The organism is Streptomyces sp. NBC_00523 (assembly GCF_036346615.1).
In the GTDB taxonomy this organism is placed as follows: domain Bacteria; phylum Actinomycetota; class Actinomycetes; order Streptomycetales; family Streptomycetaceae; genus Streptomyces.
The window spans coordinates 2,012,727-2,038,949 of the sequence record NZ_CP107836.1 but is presented as its reverse complement, the minus strand read 5'-3'; the positions used below and the strand labels follow the sequence as shown (position 1 = coordinate 2,038,949).

Annotated in this window: 27 protein-coding genes; 11 read left to right on the top strand and 16 right to left on the bottom strand. The window is 71.7% G+C overall.

What is annotated here, in order from left to right; translation table 11 throughout:
• Nucleotides 1-27: 27 nt before the first annotated feature.
• Nucleotides 28-1,950, bottom strand: coding sequence for a hypothetical protein (locus tag OHS17_RS09175; RefSeq protein ID WP_330311757.1), 1,923 nt, complete (start codon nt 1,948-1,950; stop codon nt 28-30).
• 67 nt (nt 1,951-2,017) lie between these two features.
• The gene (locus tag OHS17_RS09170) at nt 2,018-2,563 is read right to left on the bottom strand and encodes a carboxymuconolactone decarboxylase family protein (RefSeq protein ID WP_330311756.1); all 546 of its coding nucleotides are present in this window, start codon (nt 2,561-2,563) and stop codon (nt 2,018-2,020) included.
• 72 nt (nt 2,564-2,635) lie between these two features.
• On the opposite strand from OHS17_RS09170, the gene OHS17_RS09165 reads away from it, so the two are divergent.
• Both OHS17_RS09165 and OHS17_RS09160 read left to right on the top strand, forming a co-directional pair.
• Complete coding sequence (locus tag OHS17_RS09165) at nt 2,636-3,139, top strand: MarR family winged helix-turn-helix transcriptional regulator (protein ID WP_330311755.1); 504 nt, start codon at nt 2,636-2,638, stop codon at nt 3,137-3,139.
• Between the two features lie 146 nt (nt 3,140-3,285).
• Nucleotides 3,286-4,944 carry an alpha-L-fucosidase gene (locus OHS17_RS09160; RefSeq protein WP_330311754.1) on the top strand — a complete coding sequence of 553 codons (1,659 nt, stop codon included), beginning with the start codon at nt 3,286-3,288 and terminating at the stop codon, nt 4,942-4,944.
• Here OHS17_RS09160 and OHS17_RS09155 read toward each other — a convergent pair.
• On the bottom strand, nt 4,941-5,588 hold the full coding sequence (locus OHS17_RS09155; protein WP_132902110.1) for a LuxR C-terminal-related transcriptional regulator: 648 nt from the start codon (nt 5,586-5,588) through the stop codon (nt 4,941-4,943). The two genes, OHS17_RS09160 and OHS17_RS09155, sit on opposite strands and share 4 nt — an antisense overlap.
• The gene (locus OHS17_RS09150; protein WP_330311753.1) at nt 5,573-6,841 is read right to left on the bottom strand and encodes a sensor histidine kinase; all 1,269 of its coding nucleotides are present in this window, start codon (nt 6,839-6,841) and stop codon (nt 5,573-5,575) included. Before OHS17_RS09150 ends, OHS17_RS09155 begins: the two co-directional genes overlap by 16 nt.
• Nucleotides 6,842-7,080: 239 nt before the next feature.
• Here OHS17_RS09150 and OHS17_RS09145 point away from each other — a divergent pair, with 239 nt between their 5' ends.
• Nucleotides 7,081-9,213: an MMPL family transporter gene (locus tag OHS17_RS09145; RefSeq protein WP_330311752.1), complete on the top strand. Its 2,133-nt coding sequence runs from the start codon at nt 7,081-7,083 to the stop codon at nt 9,211-9,213.
• A gap of 73 nt (nt 9,214-9,286) precedes the next feature.
• Here OHS17_RS09145 and OHS17_RS09140 read toward each other — a convergent pair whose 3' ends face one another.
• From OHS17_RS09140 to OHS17_RS09125, 4 genes are all read right to left on the bottom strand, one after another.
• Complete coding sequence (locus tag OHS17_RS09140; RefSeq protein ID WP_330311751.1) at nt 9,287-9,877, bottom strand: winged helix-turn-helix domain-containing protein; 591 nt, start codon at nt 9,875-9,877, stop codon at nt 9,287-9,289.
• A 311-nt stretch (nt 9,878-10,188) separates the two neighbouring features.
• Nucleotides 10,189-11,100 carry a DUF6891 domain-containing protein gene (locus tag OHS17_RS09135; RefSeq protein WP_330311750.1) on the bottom strand — a complete coding sequence of 304 codons (912 nt, stop codon included), beginning with the start codon at nt 11,098-11,100 and terminating at the stop codon, nt 10,189-10,191.
• A gap of 83 nt (nt 11,101-11,183) precedes the next feature.
• A complete protein-coding gene (gene glnII, locus OHS17_RS09130; RefSeq protein ID WP_073863302.1) occupies nt 11,184-12,218 on the bottom strand; it encodes a glutamine synthetase in 1,035 nt (344 codons plus the stop codon).
• Between the two features lie 126 nt (nt 12,219-12,344).
• Entirely contained in the window at nt 12,345-12,767 is a 423-nt protein-coding gene (locus tag OHS17_RS09125) for a hypothetical protein (RefSeq protein ID WP_330311749.1), read from the bottom strand.
• Nucleotides 12,768-12,887: 120 nt separating this feature from the next.
• Here OHS17_RS09125 and OHS17_RS09120 point away from each other — a divergent pair, with 120 nt between their 5' ends.
• Nucleotides 12,888-13,691: a helix-turn-helix domain-containing protein gene (locus tag OHS17_RS09120; protein WP_330311748.1), complete on the top strand. Its 804-nt coding sequence runs from the start codon at nt 12,888-12,890 to the stop codon at nt 13,689-13,691.
• 74 nt (nt 13,692-13,765) lie between these two features.
• Nucleotides 13,766-14,677, top strand: coding sequence for a Gfo/Idh/MocA family protein (locus OHS17_RS09115; protein WP_018103532.1), 912 nt, complete (start codon nt 13,766-13,768; stop codon nt 14,675-14,677).
• 39 nt (nt 14,678-14,716) lie between these two features.
• Here OHS17_RS09115 and OHS17_RS09110 read toward each other — a convergent pair whose 3' ends face one another.
• A complete protein-coding gene (locus OHS17_RS09110; protein ID WP_330311747.1) occupies nt 14,717-15,085 on the bottom strand; it encodes an arsenate reductase family protein in 369 nt (122 codons plus the stop codon).
• 142 nt (nt 15,086-15,227) lie between these two features.
• Between OHS17_RS09110 and OHS17_RS09105 the strand changes: the two genes are divergently transcribed.
• On the top strand, nt 15,228-15,509 hold the full coding sequence (locus OHS17_RS09105) for a hypothetical protein (protein WP_018103536.1): 282 nt from the start codon (nt 15,228-15,230) through the stop codon (nt 15,507-15,509).
• A 47-nt stretch (nt 15,510-15,556) separates the two neighbouring features.
• On the opposite strand, the gene OHS17_RS09100 is transcribed toward OHS17_RS09105, so the two are convergent.
• Nucleotides 15,557-15,994, bottom strand: a complete 438-nt coding sequence (locus tag OHS17_RS09100; protein ID WP_330311746.1) for a hypothetical protein — start codon at nt 15,992-15,994, stop codon at nt 15,557-15,559.
• Between the two features lie 62 nt (nt 15,995-16,056).
• On the bottom strand, nt 16,057-16,431 hold the full coding sequence (locus tag OHS17_RS09095) for a VOC family protein (RefSeq protein ID WP_330311745.1): 375 nt from the start codon (nt 16,429-16,431) through the stop codon (nt 16,057-16,059).
• Nucleotides 16,432-16,741: 310 nt separating this feature from the next.
• Between OHS17_RS09095 and OHS17_RS09090 the strand changes: the two genes are divergently transcribed.
• Together OHS17_RS09090 and OHS17_RS09085 are read left to right on the top strand one after the other, a co-directional pair.
• Nucleotides 16,742-18,259, top strand: coding sequence for a SulP family inorganic anion transporter (locus tag OHS17_RS09090; RefSeq protein ID WP_330311744.1), 1,518 nt, complete (start codon nt 16,742-16,744; stop codon nt 18,257-18,259).
• A 60-nt stretch (nt 18,260-18,319) separates the two neighbouring features.
• Nucleotides 18,320-18,985 carry a nitroreductase gene (locus OHS17_RS09085; protein ID WP_330311743.1) on the top strand — a complete coding sequence of 222 codons (666 nt, stop codon included), beginning with the start codon at nt 18,320-18,322 and terminating at the stop codon, nt 18,983-18,985.
• Nucleotides 18,986-19,063: 78 nt separating this feature from the next.
• Here OHS17_RS09085 and OHS17_RS09080 read toward each other — a convergent pair whose 3' ends face one another.
• A complete protein-coding gene (locus OHS17_RS09080; protein ID WP_330311742.1) occupies nt 19,064-19,666 on the bottom strand; it encodes a TetR/AcrR family transcriptional regulator in 603 nt (200 codons plus the stop codon).
• 139 nt (nt 19,667-19,805) lie between these two features.
• On the opposite strand from OHS17_RS09080, the gene OHS17_RS09075 reads away from it, so the two are divergent.
• Both OHS17_RS09075 and OHS17_RS09070 read left to right on the top strand, forming a co-directional pair.
• On the top strand, nt 19,806-20,411 hold the full coding sequence (locus tag OHS17_RS09075) for an ArsR/SmtB family transcription factor (RefSeq protein ID WP_330311741.1): 606 nt from the start codon (nt 19,806-19,808) through the stop codon (nt 20,409-20,411).
• The gene (locus OHS17_RS09070) at nt 20,408-21,712 is read left to right on the top strand and encodes an MFS transporter (protein WP_330311740.1); all 1,305 of its coding nucleotides are present in this window, start codon (nt 20,408-20,410) and stop codon (nt 21,710-21,712) included. The genes OHS17_RS09075 and OHS17_RS09070 overlap by 4 nt, the downstream gene beginning before the upstream one ends.
• 29 nt (nt 21,713-21,741) lie before the next feature.
• Here the strand turns inward: OHS17_RS09070 and glnA are convergent, their stop codons facing one another.
• Nucleotides 21,742-23,151, bottom strand: coding sequence for a type I glutamate--ammonia ligase (gene glnA / locus OHS17_RS09065; RefSeq protein WP_330311739.1), 1,410 nt, complete (start codon nt 23,149-23,151; stop codon nt 21,742-21,744).
• A 297-nt stretch (nt 23,152-23,448) separates the two neighbouring features.
• Between glnA and OHS17_RS09060 the strand changes: the two genes are divergently transcribed.
• Complete coding sequence (locus tag OHS17_RS09060; RefSeq protein ID WP_330311738.1) at nt 23,449-23,916, top strand: RDD family protein; 468 nt, start codon at nt 23,449-23,451, stop codon at nt 23,914-23,916.
• Nucleotides 23,917-23,979: 63 nt separating this feature from the next.
• Here the strand turns inward: OHS17_RS09060 and OHS17_RS09055 are convergent, their stop codons facing one another.
• From OHS17_RS09055 to lipA, 3 genes are all read right to left on the bottom strand, one after another.
• Entirely contained in the window at nt 23,980-24,687 is a 708-nt protein-coding gene (locus tag OHS17_RS09055; RefSeq protein WP_018103545.1) for a DUF4191 domain-containing protein, read from the bottom strand.
• A gap of 10 nt (nt 24,688-24,697) precedes the next feature.
• Nucleotides 24,698-24,913 carry an SCO2195 family GlnR-regulated protein gene (locus OHS17_RS09050; RefSeq protein ID WP_018103546.1) on the bottom strand — a complete coding sequence of 72 codons (216 nt, stop codon included), beginning with the start codon at nt 24,911-24,913 and terminating at the stop codon, nt 24,698-24,700.
• Between the two features lie 240 nt (nt 24,914-25,153).
• Entirely contained in the window at nt 25,154-26,089 is a 936-nt protein-coding gene (gene lipA, locus OHS17_RS09045) for a lipoyl synthase (protein ID WP_330315198.1), read from the bottom strand.
• Nucleotides 26,090-26,223 lie beyond the last annotated feature (134 nt).

Here is a 26,223-nt window from a genome sequence, read left to right as displayed (position 1 = left end):
CCCGGTTCCGGAAGCCGGGGTGGCCGCTCAGTGCAGCGCGCCCACCCGGCTGCCGTCCTTCAGCCGTCCGTCGAGCCGGGGCCGGACCCCTTCGGCGGCGGGCACCGCGAGCAGCCGCCCCGGGGCGCTCCCCGTCACCCCGCCCGAGGTGGACAGCGAGGCGAACTGCTCGCTGCCCGCCGCCAGGACGTACCACCGCCCGCCCGGCGACTGCCACAGCACGCCCGCCAGCACCCGGGGCGTCCGCGCCCCGCACTCCGGCGCGTCCTCGCCCCGCGCCGCGACCGCGCCCGGCGCCGCCGGACGGGCGGACGGGGCCTGGAACTGCGCGATGACCCGGCTCCCCGCCCCCCGCCAGGTCTCCGCCCGGGTGCACAGCCAGCGCGCCGTGCCCCCGGCCTCGGGCAGCGGCTGCCGGGCGTAGGCCCAGGAGTTGACCGACCGCACCCCGTGCGAGCGGACCTCCCGCAGCAGGCACGCGGTGCGCGCCCAGCTCTCCCGCCCGGCCCGCCCCGTGACGTCGTGCGGGCTGCCCGGGGTGCCGTAGGTCAGCCGGGCCGGGGCGAGCTCGCCCAGATCCGTGACCAGCCGCGCCGAGGAGCCCCCGGCCAGCTCGACCGCCTCCCAGGACCGGCAGCCGGAGCCCGCCGCCGGGTCCGCCAGCGGGCCGGTCACCCCGTCCGGGGAGCGGTCCAGCGGGCGGGGCGCCCGGTCCGGCGCGAGCAGGTCCCGCACCCGGGCCTCCCGCACCCAGGGAGCCGTCAGATACCGCACCCCGTCCCCGGTCCTGGCCACCACCAGCGCGCCCGACGACCCCTCGTCCGCCCCGTCCACCCGGGCGAAGTCGAGGGCGGCGCCCAGCGCGGGGTCGGCGTTGCGCGGCTCGGCGTACCGCACGACGCGCAGCCCGTCGTGGAACAGCACCACCGCGGAGTCCCCGACCTCACCCGCGTACAGCAGTTGCGGAGCGCCCATCGGCGGGCCCGTGGGCGTGCCGGGTGTTGCCGAGGTCCGGACCCCGGCGCCGGGACGGGCCCAGACCGCGAGCGCGCGCCGCAGCAGCCGGGTGTCCTGGGTGCGGTCGCCGCGCGTGGGCCAGGAGGTGAAGTCCGTACGCGCCGAGTGGAGCCAGTACGTCGCGGGCACCCGGCGCAACGCGCCCGGGTCCAGGGCCGCTTCGGCGGCCGGGTTGCGCGCGTACGACGGGGCGGTCAGCCCGCCGTGCCCCCAGCCGCCGCCGGGCAGCCCGAGCAGCGCCCCGCACACCAGGAGCGCGGCGACGGCCGCCAGCGCGGTGCGGGCGCGTCTGCGGCGGCCCGGCAGATCGGGCGGCCGGGCCTGGAGCGAGCAGGGGTCGAACTCCGGGGAGCCCAGGAGCGCGGGGCTCGCCCGCACCCCGTCCGCCTCCGTCAGGGCCGCGTGCGGATCGGCGACCCCGGCGGCGGCCAGCTCCCGCCGGACCTCCCCGTCCGCGAGCCCCTCCAGGCCGCGCAGGACGAACGCGGCCCGGGCGGGGGCGGTGAGCGCCGCCAGCTCCCGTTCCAGGGCGAGTTCACCGGCGCCCCCGGGGCGCGGGAGCAGGCGCAGGCCCCATGCCGACGGCAGGACGGGCGGCAGGGCGGCGCGGCGCGGCCGGAACCGGAGGCGCCGGGTGCGCCCCGCCGCCAGCACCCGGCGCAGCACCTGGCGCCGCACGTAGGTGTACGCGGGGTCGGCGTCGCCGGTGCGGCGGGGGAGGGGGACGGCGGCGGGCCGGGCGCGGTGGGCGGCCTGGAGGGAGCGCTGGGCGAGGGCGTGGGCGGCGAACACCCGACGGGTGCGGCCCGGCGAGGGCGGCAGCAGGAGGTAGCCGATCCGCACCAGCCGCGGGTAGTGCTCGACCAGCGCGGCCTCGGCCTGTTCCGCGTCGGCCGGGGCGAGGGCCTGCGGTAGCTCTGACGGTGGGCGCACATTCAGCTGAACGAGCGAATGGTGCGATGGTCACTCCGGGGCCCCTCCGCCGGGGGACCGGCGGGCGTCAGGCGAACCGGGCCAGCGGGCCGTCGACCGGGGCGCCGGTCATCCGGTTGGCGAAGGTGGACAGGGTGTAGGTGGCGATGCCGAGCGTGACCTCCAGCGCGTTGCGCGCGGTGTAGCCGTGGGCCGTGAACGCCTCGATCGCCGCGTCGTCCACGGCCCCGTTCGCGGCGAGGACGGCCAGGGTGAACCGCCGCAGGGCTTCGAGGCGTTCGTCCGGGAGCGGGATGCCCTCGCGGAGGGCGGCGATGAGGGCGGGCTCGGCGTCCAGAGCGGTGAGGATCCCGGTGTGGATCGCCACGCAGACGTGGCAGTCGTTCCGGGTGGCCATGGTCATGCTCAGGACCTCGCGCGAGAGCCGGTCCAGGGTGGTGGCCTCGAAGAGCGCGTTCAGCCGGAGGAAGCCGCTCAGCACCTCGGGGGAGGTGGCCATGCGGGCGGCGGCGGACGGCAGGAAGCCCTGCTTCTGCGCGATGGCGGTGAGGCCGGACTTGGCGGCGGCGGGGGCCGATTCGAGGGTGTGGTCGGGGAAGGCGGTCGCGGGCATGGTGGGACCTCTCGGCTAAACTCGACAACATGATTGACGAACAAAACGTAAACCAGGTTGTCGAGTTTCGCAATGGCTGAGCGGGTGGGCGGCCGTGGAGAAGTGCGTCCCGGGGAGGTCGGCAGGGGCTTCGAGCTGCCCCTTCTGCTGTTCGCCGGTTTCCGTACGGTCATCGACGCGCTCCACCGCGAGCTCGCCGAGCAGGGACACCCGGACATGCGGCCCGCGTACGGCTACGCGCTCCAGGCCGTGGGCGTGGAGGGTGCGACCGCCAGTGAGATCGGCCGCCGCCTCGGCGTCTCCAAACAGGCCGCGGGCAAGACCGTCGACCGGCTGGAGAGCCTCGGTTACGTGGAGCGCGCCGACGACCCGGCCGACGGGCGCCGCAAGCTGGTCCTGCTGACCGCGCGGGGCATCGACGTGCTCCGGCGGTCCGCCGAGGGCTTTGACCGGCTGCGGGCCGAGTGGGTTCGGACCCTGGGCGCCGAACGGGTCCGCGCCCTGGAGGACGACCTGCGCGCGATGGCCCCGGACGGCGCCTTCCGGCTCGATGTGGCGGCCTGGTTCAACGGCTGAGCGCAGTCCCGGCGACTTGGACTTCTCTCGCCAGACATAGGACGTATGGCGTCCGCGCCCTATCCGTGGGGCCCTCTCTGCGGCAGCATGCACGCGTCGGCACCCGAGAGATCCGACCACTTATGGGTCGTGAAGGAGAGGGAACCATGGCACGACACACCCAGGTGCTCAGCGCGCTCGCACTGGCGGCGGCCGCCGCGCTCATCCCCGTCACCGCCACCGCGCACCAGGCCGCGCCCGGGCCGTCCGCCGCGGCGGGTGCGTGCCGGGGGCCCGTGAAGCCCGCCTCGCAGATGACGGTGGAGGACTGCGACAGCCCCGCGCGGATCATCGAGAAGGCGGCGAACGTCGTCCCCACCGCCGGGCAACTCGCCTGGCAGCAAAGGGAGGTCACCGCCTTCACGCACTTCGGCATGAACACCTTCACCGGCCGCGAGTGGGGCTCGGGCACCGAGGACGAGAAGCTGTTCGCGCCCGACGCCATCGACGCCGACCAGTGGATGCGTGCCTACAAGGCCGCCGGGGCCGAACAGGTCATGCTCACCGTCAAGCACCACGACGGCTTCGTGCTCTACCCCAGCCGCTACACCGACCACTCGGTCGCCCTCAGCCCCGGCAACCCCGATGTCGTCGCCGCCTATGTGAAGGCCGCCCGCAAGGCCGGGCTGAAGGTCGGCTTCTACCTCTCGCCCTCCGACGGCGCCGAACTCCCGCACGCCTGGCACGCCGAGTGGGTCGAGAAGATCCGCGCCAAGGAGGCCGCCGGACAGGCGCTCTCCCTGCCCGAGCGCATGGCCCTGGAGGACGGCGACCGCGCCCCGGCGGGCCAGGGCCGCTTCGGCAACGGCAGCCCCGTCACCGCGCGCACCATCCCCACCCTCGTCCCCGGCGACGACCGCGCCGCCCGTGTGAAGAGCGGCAGGCTGCCCAGCTTCCAGGTGCGGGCCGACGACTACGACGCGTACTACCTCAACCAGCTCTACGAGATCTTCACCCAGTACGGCCCCGTCGAGGAGCTGTGGCTCGACGGCGCCAACCCCTGGTCCGGCTCCGGCATCACGCAGAAGTACGACGTCAAGCAGTGGTTCGACATGGTCAAGGCGCTCTCGCCGGACACCGTCGTCTTCCAGGGCCCCCAGGGCGTGCGCTGGGTCGGCAACGAGAACGGCACCGCCCGCGAGACCGAGTGGAGCGTCACCCCGCACGTCACCGACCCCTGGACCGGGCTCGGCTCGCTGCCCAACGACTCCACCGACCCCGACATCGGCTCCCGCGCCCGGCTCCTCGGACCGGAGATCAACTACCTCCAGTGGTATCCGGCCGAGGCGGACGTCTCCAACCGGCCCGGCTGGTTCTACCACGAGAACGAACAGCCCAAGACGGCCGCGCAGTTGATGGACCTGTACGAGAAGAGCGTCGGCCGCAACGCCTCGCTCCTGCTCAACGTCCCGCCCGCCCCCGACGGCCGCATCGCCGCCGAGGACGTCAGCCGGCTGACCGCCTTCGGTGCCGACGTGCGCCGGATCTACGGCACCGACGTACGGGCGCACGGCCCCGGCCCGTACACCTTCGACCGCGTCGCCGTCCGCGAGGACATCCGGCACGGTCAGCGGGTGGAGAAGTTCGCCGTCGAGGTCAGGGTGAACGGCGCCTGGCAGCGGATCGCCGAGGGCACCACCATCGGCCACGAACGCATCCTGCCGCTGCCCGGGGCCGTCACCGCCACGGCGGTCCGCGTCAAGGTACTGGAGTCCCGCGCGAAGCCGCACCTGGGCGCCACCACCCTGCACCTCACCAGCAGCTAACCCCGGTCCAGATACGCCAGGACGGCCAGAACGCGGCGGTTGTCGTCGTCGGACGGCGGCAGGCTCAGCTTCCCGAAGATGTTCGAGGTGTGCTTGGCCACCGCCCGCTCCGTGATCACCATCTGCGAGGCGATCGCCGCGTTCGACCGACCCTGGGCCATCAGCTCCATGACCTCCCGCTCGCGCGGCGTCAGCCCGCCCATCGGCTTGTCCTGCGAACGCCGCGTCAGCAGCTGCGAGATGACCTGCGGATCCATCGCCGTGCCGCCCGCCGCGACCCGGCGCACCGCGTCGATGAACTGGTCCGCGTCGAACACCCGGTCCTTGAGCAGATACCCGATCCCGCCGTTGCCGTCCGCCAGCAGCTCGCGCGCGTACAACTGCTCGACGTGCTGGGAGAGTACGAGGACGGGCAGCCCGGGCCGCGCCCGCCGGGCCGCCAGCGCGCACTGAAGCCCCTCGTCCGTGTGGGACGGCGGGAGCCGGACGTCGACCACGGCGACGTCCGGCTCCAACTCGGCGAGGGCCTTGGTGAGTTCCGGCCCGGTCTCGACGGCGGCCGCGATCTCGAAGTCGTACGCCTCCAGCATCCGCACCAGGCCGTCGCGCAGCAGGAAGAGATCTTCGGCTAGGACAACTCGCAAGGGATCTCCATGGTCACCATGGTGGGACCGCCCGCGGGGCTGCTGACGGCCATGATGCCGTCGAATGTACCGAGCCGGCGTTCGATACCGCTCAGCCCCGAGCCCGCCCCGACCGAGGCGCCGCCCCTCCCGTTGTCCGTGACCGAGAACCGGAGCGCCCCGTCGCTGTGGCGCAGGTCCACCCAGATCCGGTCGGCCCCCGAGTGCTTCGCCGCGTTCGTCAGCGCCTCGCTGACCGCGAAGTACGCCGCCGACTCCACCGGCGCCTCCGCCCGGCCCGTCAGCTCCACGTCCACGTCGCACGGGACCGGCAGCCGCAGCGCCAGCGCCTTCACCGCGTCCCCGAGCCCCCGCTCGGCCAGCACCGGCGGGTGGATGCCCCGGACCAGGTCGCGCAGCTCCGTCAGCGCCTCGGCCGAGGACTCCCGGGCCATCGCCAGGAGCTGCTTCGCCTGCGCCGGGTCCTTCTCGATCAGCGCCTCCACGGTGCCGAGGTTCATCCCCATCGCGACCAGCCGGGCCTGCGCCCCGTCGTGCAGATCGCGCTCGATGCGCCGGAGCTCGGAGGCGGCCGTGTCCACCGCCTCGTGCCGGGACTCGGTCAACCGGTCGATGCGCAGGGCGAGTTCCTGCTCCTGGGTGGGGGCGAGCACCGACCGGGCCAGCACGAAGTGCGCCCGCAGCAGCCGCTCGCTCACCAGCACCCCGAAGGCGAAGAGCACCACGCCGAGCGCGGCGGCCAGCAGCCCCGTCGCCTGGCTGTCGACCGGGACGAACCCGTACCAGTACCGGTCGTCCGTGAAGACCCGCCACAGGCCCGCCGCCAGCACGAACCCCTCCACCGGGTAGACCATCAGCGCCGCCGCCAGGATCGCCACCGTGTAGCCGGCCGTCATGTCGACCACCAGCCACCGCATGTCCCGCCAGGTCGCCGGGTCCTTCAGCATCAGCGTGGTCCGCTCCACCTGCCCGGTGAACCCGCTCCGCACATCCTTCGGGAACGGCCGGTACGGAACCGGGATGCGCACGTCCGACCAGGTGATCGCCAGCAGCCTCCGCTGGTTGGCGTGCTTGCGGACCGCCTCCAGGATGTACGGCGTGGTCACCAGGCCGATGCCCAGCGGGATCATGACGATGGAGACCAGCGCCAGTACGAACAGCGTGCACGACCCCGCGAGGGCGGCGAACGACACCACCAGCCCGCGCCACGCGGCCAGCAGCGCCGCCCCGATCCGTCCCCGCTTCGCGTCCATCCCGGTCCCTCGTTCCCTCGCCGGGCCCTCTGCCGGCCCCGTGTCGCACACAGTCTGACCCGGCGCACCCCGCACACGTCAGCCGGTTTCCCACCCGGTGGGGGTGTACCCAGCACCACCCCCGCCACCTCGCCCTATGTGCCGCGCGACCGGGTGTTCCACCGGCTGGGGCGCCCGGCCCGGCGTTCCTAGATTCGAGGGGCATCGTCGGACTTCCACCAACAGGGGGCGAACCCGCCATGAGGCGTAACCTCGCGGCACGTATCGGTGTGTGGAGCGCACACCACCGCAAGACGGCCATTCTCGGCTGGCTGCTCTTCGTCGTACTCGCCGCGGGCATCGGCGGCGCCTCGGGCATGGTCGAGATGACCGACGCCGAGAACGGCGCGGGCGACTCGGCCCGCGCCGAGCAGATCCTCTCCGACGCGGGGCTCGGCCACCCGGCCGGCGAACTCGTTATGGTCTCCGCCGCCGGGCCCGACGGCTGGCGCACCGCCGCCCGCGAGCTGACCGCCGCCCTCCGGGACACCGGCGAGGTCACCGGCCTCGCGGACCCGGTCGCCTCCAAGGACCGCAAGGACGCGCTGATCACCTTCGAGATGAAGGGCGACCCGGACACCGCGCCCGACCGGGTGCAGCCGGTACTGGACGCCGTCGCCGGGGTCCAGAAGGGCCACCCCGACGTCACCGTCAGCCAGTTCGGGGACGCCAGCGCCGGCAAGTGGCTCGGCGACCTGCTCGCGGACGACTTCAAGAAGGCCGAGTTCACCGCCGTACCGCTGGCCCTCGGCATTCTGCTGGTCGCCTTCGGCGCCGTCGTCGCCGCCCTGCTGCCCGTCGGGCTCGCGCTCACCGCGTGCATGGCCGCCTTCGGCCTGCTCTCGCTCGCCAGCCACCAGCTGCACCTGTTCCAGACCACGTACTCCGTGATGTTCCTGATGGGCTTCGCCGTCGGCGTCGACTACTGCCTGTTCTACCTGCGCCGCGAGCGCGACGAGCGGGCGGCCGGACGCGACGCCGAGACCGCCCTGCGCATCGCCGCCGCCACCAGCGGCCGGGCCGTGCTGGTCTCCGGGCTCACCGTCATGGTCGCCATGGCCGGGATGTTCCTGTCCGGCCTGATGCTCTTCAAGGGCTTCGCCCTCGCCACCATCACCGTCGTGTGCATCGCCATGCTCGGCTCCGTCACCGTGCTGCCCGCCCTGCTCTCCTGGCTCGGCGACCGCATCGACGCCGGCCGGGTGCCGCTGCTGAACCGGCGCGGAAAGCGGGGGAAGGCGGAGAGCGGCCGCATCGCGGGCCGGGTGCTGCGCCCCGTCCTGAACCACCCGAAGTTCTTCGCCGCCGCCTCCGTCGCCGTCCTGCTGGTGCTCGCCGCGCCCGCGGTCGGCATGAAGACCGAATCCCTGGGCCTGGACAAGCAGTTCGGCTCCGACTCCACGCTGTCCGTCGCCTACCGCCACATCAGCGAGACCTTCCCCGGCGGCCCCGCCCCGGCCCAGGTCGTCGTGGAGGCCGACGACATCACCGCCCCGGCCGTCCGCAAGGCCCTCGCCGGCTTCGACCACGTCACCGTCCACCGGGCGCAGAACATCGCCGAGTTCGAGGTCCCGCTGCCCGGCGGCGAGAAGGACCTCACCGCCCTGCGCGACGACCGCCTGCCCGCCGCCTTCGACTCCAGCGGCGCCCACGCCTACGTCACCGGCGAGGTGGCCGGGTCCGTCGACTTCAACGACCAGCTGAAGCGCGGGATCGCCCCCGTCTTCCTCTTCATCACCGCCGTGACGTTCCTGCTGATGCTGTTCTGCTTCCGCTCGTACGTGATCGCGGTGACGTCCATCATCCTCAATCTGCTCTCCGTGGCCGCCGCGTACGGGGTGATGACCGCGGTCTTCCAGCACGGCTGGGGCGCCGGGCTGATCGGCTCGGAGAGCGTCGGTGCGGTCGAGTCCTGGATGCCGCTGTTCGTCCTCGTCGTCCTGTTCGGGCTCTCGATGGACTACCACGTCTTCGTCGTCTCCCGGATCCGCGAGGCGCACGGCCGGGGGATCGGCAACCGGGCCGCGATCGACGAGGGCGTCCGCCGCACGGCCGGGGCGGTGACCGGCGCGGCCGTGATCATGGTGGCCGTGTTCTCGGTCTTCGCGACCCTGTCCATGCAGGACATGCAGCAGATGGGCGTCGGCCTCGCGGTCGCGGTCCTGCTGGACGCCACGCTCGTACGGATGGTGCTGCTGCCCTCCGTGATGGCGCTGCTCGGCGAGCGCAACTGGCGCACCCCGCGCGGCCTCGGCCGGCTCCCGGGCCTGGACCACGGCGAGCCCGCGGAGGCCCCGGCCGCCCCGGCCCCGGCCGGGTCGGGACTGCGCTGAGCAGGGCGTACGAAGGCGGGCCCCGGCTCCGGTAGCGCTTACCGGAACCGGGGCCCGCCCCTTTGCCCGTGTGTCAGGGCGTGTACTTGTACCCGACCCGGCGCACGGTCTGGATCGAGCGGCGGTGCTCGGCGCCCAGCTTGCGGCGCAGCCGGGCCACATGGACGTCGACGGTGCGGCCGTCGCCGACATGCCCGTAACCCCAGACCGTGGTCACCAGCTGGTCGCGGGTGTGGACGCGGTGGGGGTGAGCCACCAGATGGGCCAGCAGCTCGAATTCCAGGTAGGTGAGGTCCAGCGGGCGCCCGTTGACGGAGGCGGAGCGCTGGACGGAGTCGATGGTCACCGGGCCCGTCGCGGCCGGATCGGCCTCCGCCTTCGGCGCCCCCGGCACCGCGTACTGCGCGGCGGCCGCGGCGAAGGCCGGCTGCTGGTCGGCGGGCACGAGCACCAGGTAGCCGACCATCGGCGGGCGGCCCGGCAGGCTGGGCAGGGTGTGCTGGGGCGCGGGCAGCCAGGTCGCACCCGGCGTCAGGAGCGCCGAGACGTCGGCCTGCTGGACGGTCTCGTCGGGGGCGACGGCGCGCAGCCGGTGTCGGCCCGGGGAGGAGGGAGGGACGGAGGTGGTCGCAGCGGCAGCGGAGAAGGTACGGGTGTTCGCCATGAGGGGTCAGCTCTTTCGCGCGAGGGAGTCGTCGGTGGACGGACTTGCTGCGTGCGCGCGGACCGAAGGCCGGGTGAGGGCGTTAGAGGGCCGGCGCGTTCAGCGCGCGGCAACACACCCGGTCGAAGTCGTGGTGCTGACGGGAGGGCCAGAACGGCTCGAGGTCGCTGCGACCGGTCGAGGTGTGCGGGAAGCTGGCCATGCCCCCATTGAAGCAGAGAACCCGGCCGGGGAGCAGACCTCTCCCACCCGTCGATACGGACCCTTTGCGTTACGTTCCTCACTCCGGGGCAAAGAGGGCCGCGACCGCCCTACCCCACCAGCCGCTTCCGCCAGTCCAGGCCGGTCAGCTCGATCGCCTGGTCCGGGGAACCGTCCCACTCCACCGTCAGCCCGGCCTCGCCCAGCGCGGCCGCCACCTCGCGGCCCACCGCGGCCGTCCTCTCCGGGGAATCCCGGAAGCCGCCGTAGTACAGCGCGAGGCCGTGCCCGGCCGCCGCGCTCTCCGTACCCTGGCCGTGGAAGAAGACGAAGCCCCGGGCGTCCTCGCGCCCGGCCGCCGCGATCTCGCTCATCCCGCACGAGCGGCAGCAGGTGAAATTCTCCCGGGCCGTGATGCCGCCCCAGTCCAGCCGGGCGAACGCCCGCTCCAGCCGGTCCGCGTCCGTCACATCCACCCAGCCCCGCTGCTCCTCGACCCGCTCCAGCCAGAGCCGTTCCACCAACTCCCGCGCCTGGGCCCGGGAGACCGGCCGCACTCCGTCCTTCACCAGGTAGTCCTCGGCCGCCTCGGTGAGCGTCTGGACGGTCCCGTAACCGCCGCGCAGCAGCTCCCGGACCCGGGGCTCCAGCTGCGCCCGGACCTCGTCGGCGAGCTCCGGCACGGGCTCCGGCTCCGGTATCCCGGCGCTCTCCCAGGCGGTGCCCGCGTCCCAGCCGGGCTCCTCACGCGCCCAGCGGGTCATCAGCGCGAGGGCCTGGTCCGGGTGGTCGATGACCGTACGGACATGGCTCGTCGCCGTGCCCGTACGGTGCTCCAACTCGTAGCCCCCGCCCGTCTCGTGCCACACCTGGATGAAGGTGCCGGGGATGTCCGGTATCCGCTGGACGACCAGGAAGTTGTCCCCGCGCCCGCCGATGCGGTGCACGAGGTCCCGGAGCTTCTCGGCGGAAACACGGGTGTGGGTCTGCCGGTTCTCGGTCTCGACCTTGACGCTGAGCATGGGGAAAGCCTGGCACACGGCACTGACAACGAGAGGCGCCCACCGCGGCGTGCGGTGGGCGCCTCTCCGTGCGCGGGGGCGGATCAGACCTGGCCGGCCTTCTCCAGGGCCGAACAGCAGGTGTCCACGATCAGCCGCGTGACCACGTACGGGTCGACGTTGGCGTTCGGGCGGCGGTCCTCGATGTAGCCCTTGCGGTCCTGCTCGACCTGCCACGGGATGCGCACCGAGGCGCCGCGGTCGGAGACGCCGTAGCTGTACTCGTTCCACGGGGCGGTCTCGTGCAGACCGGTCAGGCGGTCGTCGATGCCCGCGCCGTAGTTCTTGACGTGGTCCATCGGCTTCGAGCCCTCGCCCAGCGACTCGCAGGCCGTGATGATCGCGTCGTAGCCCTCGCGCATCGCCTTCGTGGAGAAGTTGGTGTGCGCGCCCGCGCCGTTCCAGTCGCCCTTGACCGGCTTCGGGTCGAGGGTCGCGGAGACGTTGAAGTCCTCGGCGGTGCGGTAGAGCAGCCAGCGGGCGATCCACAGCTGGTCGGAGACCTCCAGCGGGGACAGCGGGCCCACCTGGAACTCCCACTGGCCCGGCATGACCTCGGCGTTGATGCCGGAGATGCCCAGGCCCGCCTTCAGGCAGTTGTCGAGGTGCTTCTCCACGATCTCCCGGCCGAAGATCTCGTCCGAGCCGACGCCGCAGTAGTAGCCGCCCTGCGCGGCCGGGAAGCCGCCCTCGGGGAAGCCGAGCGGCCGGTGGCCGTCGAAGAAGGTGTACTCCTGCTCGATGCCGAAGATCGCCTCCTGCCCGGCGAACTGCTCGGCGACCGGGCGCAGCAGCGCCCGCGTGTTCGACGCGTGCGGGGTCATGTCGATGTCGAAGACCTCGCACAGGACCAGGATGTCGTCGCCGCCGCGGATCGGGTCCGGGCAGCTGAAGACCGGCTTCAGCACCCGGTCCGAGGCGTGGCCCTCGGCCTGGTTGGTGCTCGACCCGTCGAAGCCCCAGATCGGCAGCGAGGCCACGTCGGTCGACGGGCTGCCGGACATGATCTTCGTCTTGGAGCGGAGCTTGGCGGTCGGCTCGGTGCCGTCGATCCAGATGTACTCAGCCTTGAACGTCACGGAAGCCATCCTTTGCGGGTGCTGCGGTCTATGCGCCGCAGCTTCGCAAGCCGCGATTTCCCGACCGTTGCCCTCGTGTGAACCCCGTGTTACCGGGGATTCCCCGGCGCCCCCGGCGTGTCGCGGTCACCCCTCGATGAACTGGTAGTCGCTCACGATGCGGCCGTCGGGGCCCAGCACGAGGACCTCCAGCCCGACCCCGGCCGCCTCGCCCCCGTCCCGGGGCGCCATCTCCCAGTTGAACTTGACGACGTCCCGGATACGGTCGGCGTTGCCGCGCGACCGGAAGACGAAGGTGCCCGGCGCGACGAACTCCTCGTGGGCGCGCGTCACCCGGAAGTCCAGCGCGTCGTACCCGCGCGCCTCCAGCAGGAGACGGTCGAAGCCCAGCCCTTCGGCGACCTCCCGGACCTCCTGGGGAGGCCGCAGTACGTGGATCGCGTCGGCGGCCCACAGCGCGCGGACCGCGGCCCGGCGGCGCTCCGCGTCGGGCTCGTTCCACACGGCGACGTAACGGTCGGTGAGTTCGTGGATGTCGATGTCGGCCATGGCTGATCCCCTGGGGTGCGAAGGTCCGGTGTGCGGCAACGACCTTCCCGCGCCCGGTGACGCGCGGCAATTCCCCGCAGGGAATGGCGGATCAGCAGACGATCGGGATACACAAGGGGGGTGATCGGCGAATCGGCCGGGGGCGGTCTCGCCCCCGCGTTACGTGAGTGGCGCACCCGGCGGCGCGTCAGCCAGCTGGAACTGGCCACGCGCGCCGGAACGACGCAGCGGCACGTCAGCTTCATCGAGAGCGGGCGGTCGAGCCCCGGCCGGTCGATGATCATCCGGCTGGCGGAATCCCTGGAGGTGCCGATCCGCGAGCGCAACGACCTGCTCCTCGCGGCCGGATTCGCACCGGTCTACCCGCAGACCGGCCTGGACGACCCCCGGCTCGCACCGATCCGCACCGCCCTCGAACGCATCCTGCGCGGCCACCTGCCGTATCCGGCGGTCGTCGTGGACCGGCACGGCGACCTCGCCGCCGCCAACACCGCCTTCCACACCCTCACCGCCGGGGTGGCCCCGCACCTGCTCGAACCCCCCGTGAGCGTGCCCCGGGTCCTGCTGCACCCGCAGGGCCTCGCGCCACGCATCGCCAACCTGGACGAGTGGGCGTGGCACATCATCGACCGCGTCCGCGCCGAGAGTACGCGCAACCCGGACGACCGGCTCGCCCGCCTCGGCCACGAACTCACCGGCCTCGCCCCACCGCGTCCGCGCGACGCACCGGACCACCTCGGCTTCGCCGTACCGCTGCGGCTGCGCGCACCCGGTCCGGCCGACGGCAGGGAGCTGACGCTCATCACCACCCTCACCCACTTCGGCACCGCCATCGACGTCACCGTCGCCGAACTGCGCCTGGAGGCGTTCCTGCCGGCCGACCGGGAAACCGCCGACCTGCTGGCCGAACTCCACCGGACCTGAGGCCGCCGATTCCTCCCGGAAACCGGTCGTCCGGGCATTGCCGCCCCGGGGCCGCCACCCGGCACACTGGACCCATGACGACACCCGAGAACCCCCTGCGCATCGGTCTGGCCGGCACCGGACCCTGGGCCCGCAACACCCAGGCACCCGCCCTCGCCGCACACCCCGGCGTCGTGCTCAGCGGTGTGTGGGGCCGCCGGGCCGAGGCCGCCGGTGAGCTGGCCGCCGCGCACGGTGCCCCGGCGTTCTCCGGTGACGCGGGGCTCGACGAGCTGTTCGCCACCAGCGACGCCGTCGCCTTCGCGCTGCCGCCCGACGTGCAGGCCCCGCTGGCCGCCCGCGCCGCCGCGGCCGGCTGCCACCTGATCCTGGACAAGCCGGTCGCCACCACGGTCGCCGGGGCCCGCGAGGTCGCCGAGGCCGCCGAGCAGGCCCGGGTCGCGTCCGTCGTGTTCTGCACGCTCAGGTTCGCCCCGCGCCCCGCCGCCTGGATCGCCGAACAGGCCGCACGCGGCGACTGGTTCACCGCCCGCGCCGAGTGGATCGCCGCGCTCTGGGCCCCCGGCACCGACAGCGACTACGCCGCGTCCCCCTGGCGCCGCGAGCGGGGCGGCCTCTGGGACGTCGGCCCGCACGCCCTCTCGGTCCTGCTCCCGGTCCTGGGCGACGTCACCGAACTGACCGCGGCCCGTGGCCCCGCCGACGCCCACCACCTCGTCCTGCGACACACCTCGGGGGCGTCCAGCACGGTCACCCTGGCCCTCGGCGCGCCGGTGGCCGCCGCCGGGGTGGAGGTCGTCCTCCGGGGCGAGCACGGCGTCGCCGAGCTGCCGCGGTGGGACGGCGCGGTGGACGCCTTCGCGGCGGCGGTCGACGCGCTGATCACCTCGGTCCGCACGGGCGACCCCCACCCCTGCGACGTACGGTTCGGCCTCCGCCTGACGGAGCTCCTGGCGGAGGCGGAGGCCCAGGCCCACGGGGCGTAGGCACCGGGCGGGGGCGCTGGGCGCAGAAGGGCCGAGGTCCTAGGAGGCCCCGCGCCCCAGCGCGTCCCGGACCGCCTCCTCCGTGCGGCCCACGACCGCCGTGCCGTCCTCCGCTGTGATGATCGGGCGCTGGATCAGCTTCGGGTGCTCCGCGAGTGCGGTGATCCAGCGCTCCCGGTCCGCCGCCCCACGCGGCCAGTCCTTCAGGCCCAGCCCCTTCGCGTCCGCCTCCTGGGTCCGCGTGATGTCCCACGGTTCGAGGCCGAGCCGGTCGAGCACCGCCCGGATCTCGTCCGGCGACGGCACGTCCTCCAGGTAACGGCGGACCGTGTAGTCGGCCCCCTCCGCGTCGAGCAGCGACACCGCGCTGCGGCACTTGGAACACGCGGGATTGATCCAGATCTCCATGGGGCCAAAGGTACGCGACGGACCTCGCCGGAAGGGCCGAAAACCCCTCTGGCCAGGGGCGATTGTCAGTGGGGGCCGGTAGAATGGGAGTCAGTTCGTGAGGGTTTCCGAAGAGTTCCGCCACCGTGCCAGGAGGTAGCCCATGGCCGTTGCCGCAGTCACGACCAAGCCGCTCGACAAGCCCCTGCACCAGCCCCTGACCAAGAAGCCGCTCCCCGCCGGCCGCCCCCGCGAGTGGTACGTCTCGCACAACCGCCGCCTGAAGGCGATGCGCCTCGCGATCGCCCTGCTCGACACCGGCGTCTACCTCCCGTCCAGCGCGAACAACGCCCGGATACGCGCGACCGCCGCGCGCCTCGGCATCCACCCGCCGTCCGACCACACCTGCCGCATGGTCCGCGCGCTCATCCGCTACGGCCGCTGACCGACCGACGCAGGGCGGGCCCCGGAATCCTTCCGGTGCCCGCCCTTTCAGTACCCGTCGCAGGTCGCCGTCGCGTACGCACCCGAGGCCGAGTCCGTACGGCGTGTGCCGTCGTCCACGGTCACCGAGCACGACACGTCACCGCCGCCCCGGCCCACGCTCACCACGAACGAGCCGCCGCTCATGAAGCCCTTGGAGTCCAGCTCCCCGGCCCACGGCAGCGACCGCAGCGCCAGCCGCCCGGTCGACAACTCCTCACCCCGCCAGGTGCTGTACGTCAGCACCACGTCGTGGGCGGTCCCCGTCACCTCGTACCGGATGTGCACCTTCCGGGAGCCCTCCGAGTGGAGGACGTCCGACAGCACCGCCATGACCACCCCCGCGGCGAGCGCCAGCAGCACGGCGACCAGCAGCAGCACCCACGGCCACATCCGCCGCCGGGGAGGCGGCGGGACCGGACCGCCGGGCGGAGCCTGCTCACTCATCCCCCCAGCCTCCGCGCTCCGGCCCCGCGGCGCGACCCCTCGGGGTCCGTCCGGCTCCCCTCCTACAGATACGGCTGGGTGATCAGCTCGATCGCGTGCCCGGCCGGGTCCTTGAAATAGACCCCGCGCCCGCCGTGCCCGGTGTTGGTCTCCCCGGGCCGCTTCATCTGCGGATCGGCCCAGTGCTCGACCCCGCCCTCGACCAGCCGCCCGTAGGCCCGGTCGAACAGTTCCTCGTCCACGAGGAACGCGTAGTGCTGCATCTGGATCTCCACCGGCGGCTCCGCGAACTGGAGCAGTACGCCGTCCGCCACCTGGATGTTGACGAACGGCCCCCAGGACGGGGCCTCGTCCAGCTCCAGCAGCTCCCGGAAGAACCGCGCGGACGCATGGCGGTCCACGGCGGCGACGATGGTGTGGTTGAACGAAACGGACATGGTTGACGACCTCGTGATCTCTTCGGCTCGACACAGTGTTTTCGTACGGTGTACGAGCCGGGGGAGGCCCCCGCGCCAGGCATACGGACCCGGCGGGGCACGTCCGGCGGGGGCTCAGCCCACCACCGGATCGCCGTTCCGTGCATGGCGTATCGCCGGTCCGGTGTTCACGGGCACGACCTTACGGGGCGATCGCCGGCCGGGTACAGTTGTTTGTCGCCCGAGGACGTGCGCGTACGCGTGTGCACCTTCCACGCCCGGCCACCGCGGATCCCGGTGGACGCCCCTCCCGACCGACAGGTACGCCTTCTTGTCCTCCGCACCGTCCTCCACCGCGCCCGCGTCCCCGTTCCGCCTGCGCGCCCTCAAGCCCGACTGGATCTCCGACCCCAAGGTGTGGCGTACGGAGGTGCTTGCCGGACTCGTCGTCGCGCTGGCCCTGATCCCCGAGGCCATCTCCTTCTCGATCATCGCCGGGGTGGACCCCGCGATCGGGCTCTTCGCCTCCTTCACGATGGCGGTCACGATCTCCGTCGTCGGCGGCCGCCGCGCGATGATCTCCGCCGCGACGGGCGCGGTCGCCCTGGTGATCGCCCCGGTCAACCGGGAGCACGGCTTCGGCTATCTGGTCGCCACCGTGATCCTGGCGGGCCTCTTCCAGATCCTGCTGGGCGCCCTGGGCGTGGCCAGGCTGATGCGGTTCGTGCCGCGCTCCGTGATGACGGGCTTCGTCAACGCCCTGGCGATCCTGATCTTCATCGCCCAGGTGCCCGAGATGCACGACGTGCCGTGGGCGGTCTACCCGCTGCTCGCCGGGGGCCTGCTGCTGATGGTGTTCTTCCCGAAGGTCACCCGGGTCATCCCGGCGCCCCTGGTCTCCATCGTCGTGCTCACCACGATCACCCTGGCGGCGGGGATCGCGGTCCCGGCCGTCGGCGACAAGGGCGAGCTGCCCTCCTCGCTCCCCGTGCCCGGCCTGCCCGACGTGCCGTTCACCCTGGACACCCTGACCACCATCGCCCCGTACGCCCTGGCGATGGCGCTGGTCGGGCTGATGGAGTCCCTGATGACCGCGCAGCTGGTGGACGACATCACGGACACCCGCTCCGACAAGACCCGCGAATCGGTGGGCCAGGGCATCGCCAACATCGTCACCGGCTTCTTCGGCGGCATGGGCGGCTGCGCCATGATCGGCCAGACGATGATCAACGTCCGCGTCTCCGGGGCCCGCACCCGCCTCTCCACGTTCCTCGCGGGCTCGTTCCTGATGGTCCTCTGCATCGCCTTCGGCCCGGTCGTCTCCGACATCCCGATGGCGGCGCTGGTCGCCGTGATGGTGATGGTCTCCTTCGCCACGTTCGACTGGCACTCCATCGCCCCGAAGACCCTGCGCCGCATGCCGGTGGGGGAGACCGCGGTCATGGTCATCACCGTCGCCATCGTCGTCGCCACGTCCAACCTGGCGATCGGCGTGGTCGTCGGCTCGGTCACCGCGATGGTGATCTTCGCCCGCCGCGTCGCGCACCTGGCCGACGTCACCGCGGTCGTGGACCCGGACGGCAGCCAGGTCGTCTACTCCGTCACCGGCGAGCTCTTCTTCGCCTCCTCCAACGACCTGGTCACCCGCTTCGCGTACGCCACCGACCCCGACAGGATCGTCATCGACCTCACGGCCACCCACATCTGGGACGCCTCCTCGGTCGCGGCGCTGGACGCGATCGAGACGAAGTACGCCCAGCGAGGTAAGACGGTCGAGATCGTGGGCCTCAACCAGCCGAGCGAGGCCCTGCACCGGATGCTGAGCGGCGAGCTGACGGGCGGGCACTAGGCGGTCCTTGACCGCTGAATACGGTGAGGTGGGGCCGGGCGGAGGAGAGGACGCGCAGACGTGGACGTGTACGAGGCCGTGGACAGCCGCAGGGCCGTGCGGGCGTTCAGCGACGAGCCGGTGCCCAAAGAGGTGCTCGTACGCGTGCTGAACGCCGCGACACGGGCTCCGTCCAGCGGGAACCTCCAGCCGTGGCATCTGTACGTCGTGACCGGCGAGCCCCTGGCCGAACTGAAACGGCGCGCGACCGGCAGGGCCCTGGCGGGGGACCCGGGTGACGAGCGGGAGTATCCGATGTACCCCGACGCACTGTCCTCGCCGTATCGGGACCGCTTCTCCGCTGCGGCGGCCCAGCGTTACGAGGCACTGGGGATCGAGCGGGACGACCCCGACCGACCCCGGCGGATCGCCGCCCTGAACGCGGAGGCCTTCGGGGCACCGGTCGTCCTGTTCTGCTACCTCGACCGGACGATGGGGCCCGGACAGTGGGCCGACGCGGGGGTGTACGTGCAGACGATCATGCTGCTGCTCAGGGCGGAGGGGCTGCACAGCTGCCCCCAAGTGATGTGGACCAACTACCGGGAGACCGTCAAGCGCACCGTCGGACCCCCTGACGAGCTCGTGCTTTTCTGCGGCATCTCGGTGGGGTTCGAGAAAGAAGGCGTGCCACGGCTGCGGACCGGGCGGGCGGACATGGCGGAAACGGTGAGCTTCATCGGCGGGTGACCGCCGACGGCCGAGACCGCCAGGAGACTCCCTGGGCCCGGGGGAGCGGCCCCCGGGCCCAGGGCCCCGTCGTCGCGCCTACCCCGCGACCGCCCCGTGCAGGAAGACGTCGACCAGCTCCCGCGAGGTGAGGTCCGGCTCGTCCTCCGTACGCGGCTGAGTGAACAGCAGCCCGAAGAAGAGCGCCGCGACCTGCTCCGGGGGCCTGCGCAGGGCGTCCCGGTCGGGCTCCAGCAACTCCGCCACGGCCGCCCGGATCCGCGCCGACGACTCATTGCGCCCCGCGCCGCGCACCGGTCCGGGGTGCTTGCCGCCACCATGCCCCAGCGACCCGAGGATCGCGCCCATCCTGGCCATGTGCGCCTGAAGCGCCTCGGCCGCCTCCACGAGCCGGTCGGACAGCGGCTGGGTCAGATCGATCGCGTCGAGCTCACGGATGGCGTGCTCGGGGGACAGCGCCTCGGCCACACACGCCTGCATCAGTTCGTCCTTGTCCGCGAAGACCCGGAAGATCGTGCCCTCCCCGATGCCCGCGGCCCGGGCGATCTTCGCGGTTGTGACGGCGGAACCGTACTCGGCGATCAGCGGGATCGCCGTCTGAATGATCATCGCGCGCCGCTGCTCCGGCGACATGGCGGGGGCGCGGCGGCGGGTGGTCGGGTTCTCCTTGGCTTCGGTCATACCTCGACCATACGGAGTGAGCCCTCACTCCGTCAATGAGTGAGGGCTCACTCCGATCTGTTCGCGGGCGTGCGCACTTGCATAGCCTTCTCTGCAGAGGAGGCTATGCAGAGAAGACTCTGCAACCTAGGCTGCTGGCATGCCCGACCAACCGGAACGCACAGCACAGCCCGCCAAGCCCACCCGGCGGCTCGACGCACGCAGTCTGCGGGGACTGGCCCATCCGCTGCGGATGAGCATCTTCGAACTGCTCAGCCTGGACGGCCCGGCCACCGCCACCAGGCTCGCCGAACGACTCGGGGAGAACACCGGGACCATCAGCTGGCACCTGCGCCACCTCGCCGAACACGGCTTCATCGAGGAGGAAGCCGGGCGGGGCACGAAACGCGAGCGCTGGTGGAGAAGGGCCGACGTCTCCAATGAGCTGAACACCGCTGACTTCCGCGACGATCCCGACACCCGGGGCGCGCTCTCGGTCTACCTGCACGAACTGCTTCAGCAGCACTTCAACCGGGTGGTGAACTACATCGGCGAGGACTGGGACGACACATGGCGGAGCGCCGGCACCGTCTCGGACTGGAGTGACCTGCGGATGACCCCGAAACAACTGGAGGCACTCAACGCGGAGCTCATGGCTGTCATCGCCCGCCACACCCCTGCTCCGGACGCCGAGCCCGCCCCGGACGCGCTCCCCGTCGTCGTGCAGCTCCAGTCGTTCCCGCGCAAGGGACGTGGCTCCGCATGAGCTACGGCATACGCGGTGGCCTCCTGCGTCGCCACCGCGATTTCCGCCTGCTGTGGTGCGGTGAGACCGCCGGCAAGTTCGGTTCGTCCGTCACCGGGGTGGCGATGCCACTCGTCGCCGTCTCCACCTTGGACGCCAGTACGTTCGAGGTCGGACTGCTGAGCGCCGCCGCCTGGGCCCCCTGGCTGATCATCGGACTTCCGGTCGGTGTCTGGGTGGACCGGCTGCGCCGCAGGCCGATCATGCTGGCCGCCGCCGCGGTCTCCCTCGTGCTTTTCGCCGCCGTCCCGGTCGCCGCATGGTCCGGACGGCTGAGTATCGGGCTGCTGCTCGCCGTTGCCCTGCTGGCAGGCACGGCAACGGTGTTCTTCCAGACCGCCTACACCGCCTATCTCGCCACCCTTCTGGATCCCGATGACCAGCCCGAGGGCAACGCCAAACTGCACGGCAGCGCATCCGCCGCGCAGATCGCCGGGCTCGGCTCCGGCGGCCTGAGCGCGCAGTTGGCAGGTGCGGTGAACGGGATGTTCGCCAACGCCGCGACGTTCCTCGTCTCCCTCCTGTGCCTCGCAGGCATCCGGCATCGCGAGCCGCGCGTCACCAGGACCGGAAACCGCCCCGCCTCACTGGCCGGTGAAGTCCACGAAGGACTGCGACTGATCGCCCACGACCCCTGGTTTCGCACGTTCACACTCTTCGGAGCCGCCTCCAACCTGGCCCTCATGGGGTACCAGTCGATCCAAGTGGTCTTCCTGGTCCGGAGCGTGGGCCTGGCCCCGGGGGCGGTCGGCGCACTCATCGCGGCGACCAGCGCCGGAGGCGTAGCCGGGGCATTCGCCGCACGCAGGGTCGCCCACCGGATCGGTACCGCCCGCGCGACCCTGCTGTTCGAACTCGGGCTGCCCTCACTCGGTCTGCTCATCCCGTTGACCACCGGCGGAGCCGGGATCCTGCTCTTTGTGACAGGTGGCTTCAGCGTCTCCGCGGGCGTCGTCGCGGGCAACATCATCAAGGCGAGCTTCCAGCAACGCTACTGCCCGCCGGATCTCCTCGGCCGTCTCACCGCGAGCTCGGCATTCCTCAGCTACGGAGCGATCCCCGTCGGAGCACTGCTCGGTGGTCTGCTCGGAACCGCACTCGGCCTCCGCACCGCCATGGCCCTCACGACAGCGGGAATCCCGCTCGCCGCACTGATCCTGCTCTTCTCCCCGGTCCGGCACGCCCGCGACCTGCCGACGTCCCGCCGGACACGGAGCAGTCCGAGCACGGCAGAGAGCCCTGCCGCTCTCCGTGGAGAGTGACAGGGCTCTTGCTCCGGCGCAGCCGCGATTTAGAGGTCGAAGTACAGCTCGAACTCGTGCGGGTGCGGGCGCAGCTGGATCGGAGCGATCTCGTGGGTGCGCTTGTAGTCGATCCACGTCTCGATCAGGTCGGACGTGAAGACGCCGCCGGCCTGGAGGTACTCGTTGTCGGCCTCGAGGGCGTCCAGGACGGCCGGGAGGGACGTCGGGACCTGCTGGACGTTGGCGTGCTCCTCGGGAGCCAGCTCGTACAGGTCCTTGTCGATCGGCTCGGCCGGCTCGATCTTGTTCTTGATGCCGTCCAGGCCGGCCATCAGGAGCGCCGAGAAGGCCAGGTACGGGTTGGACGACGGGTCCGGGGCGCGGAACTCGACGCGCTTGGCCTTCGGGTTGGAGCCCGTGATCGGGATGCGCATCGCGGCGGAGCGGTTGCGCTGCGAGTACACCATGTTGACCGGGGCCTCGAAGCCGGGCACCAGGCGGTGGTAGGAGTTCACCGTCGGGTTGGTGAAGGCCAGCAGCGACGGGGCGTGCTTGAGGATGCCGCCGATGTAGTAGCGCGCCATGTCCGACAGGCCCGCGTAGCCCTGCTCGTCGTAGAACAGCGGGTCGCCGCCGGCCCACAGGGACTGGTGGACGTGCATGCCCGAGCCGTTGTCGCCGAAGATCGGCTTCGGCATGAAGGTCGCGGTCTTACCGTTGCGCCAGGCGACGTTCTTCACGATGTACTTGAAGAGCATCAGGTCGTCGGCCGCGGCGAGCAGCGTGTTGAACTTGTAGTTGATCTCCGCCTGGCCGCCGGTGCCGACCTCGTGGTGCTGGCGCTCGATCTCCAGGCCGCTGTTCTGCAGCTCCAGGGACATCTCGGCGCGCAGGTCCGCGTGGTGGTCGACCGGGGAGACCGGGAAGTAGCCGCCCTTGTAGCGGACCTTGTAACCGCGGTTGTTCTCGACCGCACCGGTGTTCCAGGCGGCGGCCTCGGAGTCGATGTGGTAGAAGCTCTCGTTCGCCGACGTCTGGAAGCGGACGTTGTCGAAGACGTAGAACTCGGCCTCGGGACCGAAGTACGCGGTGTCGGCGAAGCCGGTGGAGGCGAGGTACGCCTCGGCCTTCTTGGCCACGTTCCGCGGGTCACGGCTGTACTGCTCGCCGGTGATCGGGTCGTGGATGAAGAAGTTGATGTTGACGGTCTTGTCGCGGCGGAACGGGTCGACACGGGCGGTCGACAGGTCCGCGCGGAGCGCCATGTCGGACTCGTGGATGGCCTGGAAGCCGCGGATCGACGAGCCGTCGAAGGCAAGCTCGTCGGCCGGGTTGAAGGTCGCCGCCGGCACGGTGACGTGCTGCATCACGCCGGGCAGGTCGCAGAACCGGACATCGATGAACTTGACGTCGTTGTCGGCGATGAACTTCTTCGCGTCGTCGGCGTTCTGGAACATCCAACTCCTCCTACTCCCGGCCCGGGAGGGACGGGGTTGCAGCTCGTTGTGTGACCAGTGCGGTGGCACACGCTGGACCCGACCATAGGCAGACCGGATTTCTCAAGCATGACCCATTTGTTTCGCCGAAGTTAACCGGCGCGGCTGTGAGCAGCCGCCCCACGGGCCCCGTACCGCCCCTTTGGCGTGGCCCTACGGGCCTGGCGGCTGTTTCAAAAGGGCGTCCGAGGAATGGGACGGCCCGTGGGACACCACCCGCGGGGTACTGCGCCCGGCCGGGCGCAGTACCGTGGTCGGGTGGACAATAGGCAAGCAATCGGATCGTGGCTCTCCGGGCCGCGTGCGGCCGCCGAGGACATGGGCGCCGACTTCGGCTACCGGGGCAAGCGGCTCGGCCTCCCCGAGCAGGGCCCCGGGGCCGTCGCCCCGCTCGGCCGGCGCTTCGGGGCCCTCTTCATCGACTGGGCCCTGTGCATGCTGATCGCATACGGGCTGTTCGCTCGCGGTGACCAGCAGGCGACCGGCAACTGGGCGCTCGGTATCTTCCTGGTCATGAGCGTGCTCACGGTCGGCACGATCGGCTGCACCCCCGGCAAGCGCCTCATGGGCACCCGGGTCGTCGCCGAGGAGGGCGGCCGCCTCGGCCTCGTCCGGGTGCTCATCCGCAGCGTCCTGCTCTGCCTGGCGATCCCGGCCCTCGTCTGGGACCGCGACGGCCGCGGCCTCCACGACCGCCTGGCCCGCGCGGTCCAGATCCGCGCCTGAGACGTAGAGAACACGAAGAGGGCGGGCCGCGAACGGCCCGCCCTCTTCACGTTTCCGTACGCGTCAGCGCATCTTGCCGCGCGGCATCCGCATGCCCTTCGGCATGGGGCCCTTCGGCAGCGGCATGTTGCTCATCAGGTCGCCCATCGCGCGGAGCCGGTCGTTGGCGGCCGTCACCTGGGGGCCGGTCAGCACGCGGGGCAGCTTCAGCATCTTGGTGCGCACCTTCTTCAGCGGCACCTGGCCCTCGCCGTTGCCGACGATGATGTCGTGGACGGGGACGTCCACCACGATGCGGGCCATCTTCTTCTTCTCGGCCGCGAGCAGGCTCTTCACCCGGTTCGGGTTGCCCTCGGCGACCAGCACGATGCCCGCCTTGCCGACGGCGCGGTGCACGACGTCCTGGCTGCGGTTCATCGCGACCGCCGGGGTCGTCGTCCAGCCGCGGCCCACGCGGTCCAGGACGGCCGCCGCAGCGCCCGGCTGGCCCTCCATCTGCCCGAAGGCGGCGCGCTCGGCGCGGCGTCCGAAGACGATCGCCATCGCGAGGAGCGCGAGCACGAAGCCCAGGATGCCCAGGTAGATCGGGTGATCGATCAGAAAACCGATCGCGAGGATGACACCGAAGGTGACGATTCCCACACCCGCGACCACAAGACCGATCTTGGAGTCGGTCCGCTTGGTCATCTTGTAGGTCAGAGCGATCTGCTTGAGCCGCCCCGCGTTCTCGGCGCTGTCCGCGCCTTCAGTGGTGTTTGCCTTCCTCGCCATGCAATGAAGTTTACGTGGCCTTCGAACGGCGGGCGGCCACGGCCTCCCGTTCCGGCACGTAGCCGGACGCGGCCCGGTCCTTCGCCCGGCGGCGGTCCTCCAGGACGGCCGTCCAGGCGTTGCGCCGGGCGGTGCGCTGGCCGCTGCTGAGCAGCAGCGACTCCACGGCGCGGAGGGTGTTGGTGACGGTCGGGATGACGTTGGCGCGTACCGGCGCGGCCTGCATCGTGGCAAGTCCCCTCGGAAACGATGTTCGTGTGCTGCGCGGACTGGAGACGGGTGGCGGATCTGTCACCGCACCGCTCGTGTATCCAGGGTCACCGTTCGGTGTTACCAGCGCGTGACCGGTCGGTCAAACACCAATGAAACCTTGATACGGGCCCCGCGCACGCCGACGCGGTCCGTCCGCGCCCCCGGCCTCTCGGGCCTGCGAGGACGGGACGGACCGCGTCGGGCGGGTGACGGATTACGCGGACGGCACCGGGGCCTCGGCCTCGCGCCGGTCCATCGCCTGCTGGAACAGGCGGCCCGCGCGGTACGAGGAGCGGACGAGGGGGCCGGACATGACACCGGAGTACCCGATCGCGTCGGCCTCGTCCTTGAGCTCCACGAACTCGTGGGGCTTCACCCAGCGCTCGACGGGGTGGTGGCGCACCGACGGCCGCAGGTACTGCGTGATCGTGATGAGCTCGCAGCCCGCGTCGTACAGGTCCTGGAGCGCCTCGCTGACCTCTTCGCGGGTCTCGCCCATGCCGAGGATCAGGTTGGACTTGGTGACCAGGCCGGCCTCGCGGGCGCGGGTGATGACCTCCAGGGACCGCTCGTAGCGGAAGCCCGGGCGGATGCGCTTGAAGATGCGCGGCACCGTCTCCACGTTGTGCGCGAGCACCTCGGGGCGCGAGGAGAAGACCTCGGCGAGCTGCTCGGGTTCGGCGTTGAAGTCGGGGATCAGCAGCTCGACCTTGGTGCGGCCGGCCTCCCGGTCCGCCGTCTGCGCGTGGATCTGGCGCACGGTCTCCGCGTACAGCCAGGCGCCGCCGTCCTCCAGGTCGTCGCGGGCGACGCCGGTGATGGTGGCGTAGTTCAGGTCCATCGTGACGACGGACTCGCCGACGCGGCGGGGTTCGTCCCGGTCCAGCGCCTGCGGCTTGCCCGTGTCGATCTGGCAGAAGTCGCAGCGCCGGGTGCACTGGTCACCGCCGATGAGGAACGTGGCCTCGCGGTCCTCCCAGCACTCGAAGATGTTGGGGCAGCCGGCCTCCTGGCACACCGTGTGCAGACCCTCGCTCTTGACGAGTTTCTGCAGCTGGTTGTACTCGGGGCCCATCTTCGCCCGGGTTTTGATCCACTCGGGCTTGCGCTCGATGGGGGTCTGGCTGTTCCGGACCTCAAGGCGCAGCATCTTGCGCCCGTCGGGTGCGACAGACACTCCGGCACTCCCCTTTGCTTTCACTGCATTGGATTCTTCGGCGAACACCAGGGTACGCCCGTAGTTCATTCGGTTGTACGTCCACCCAACCTGGGGCAGGCAGGGCC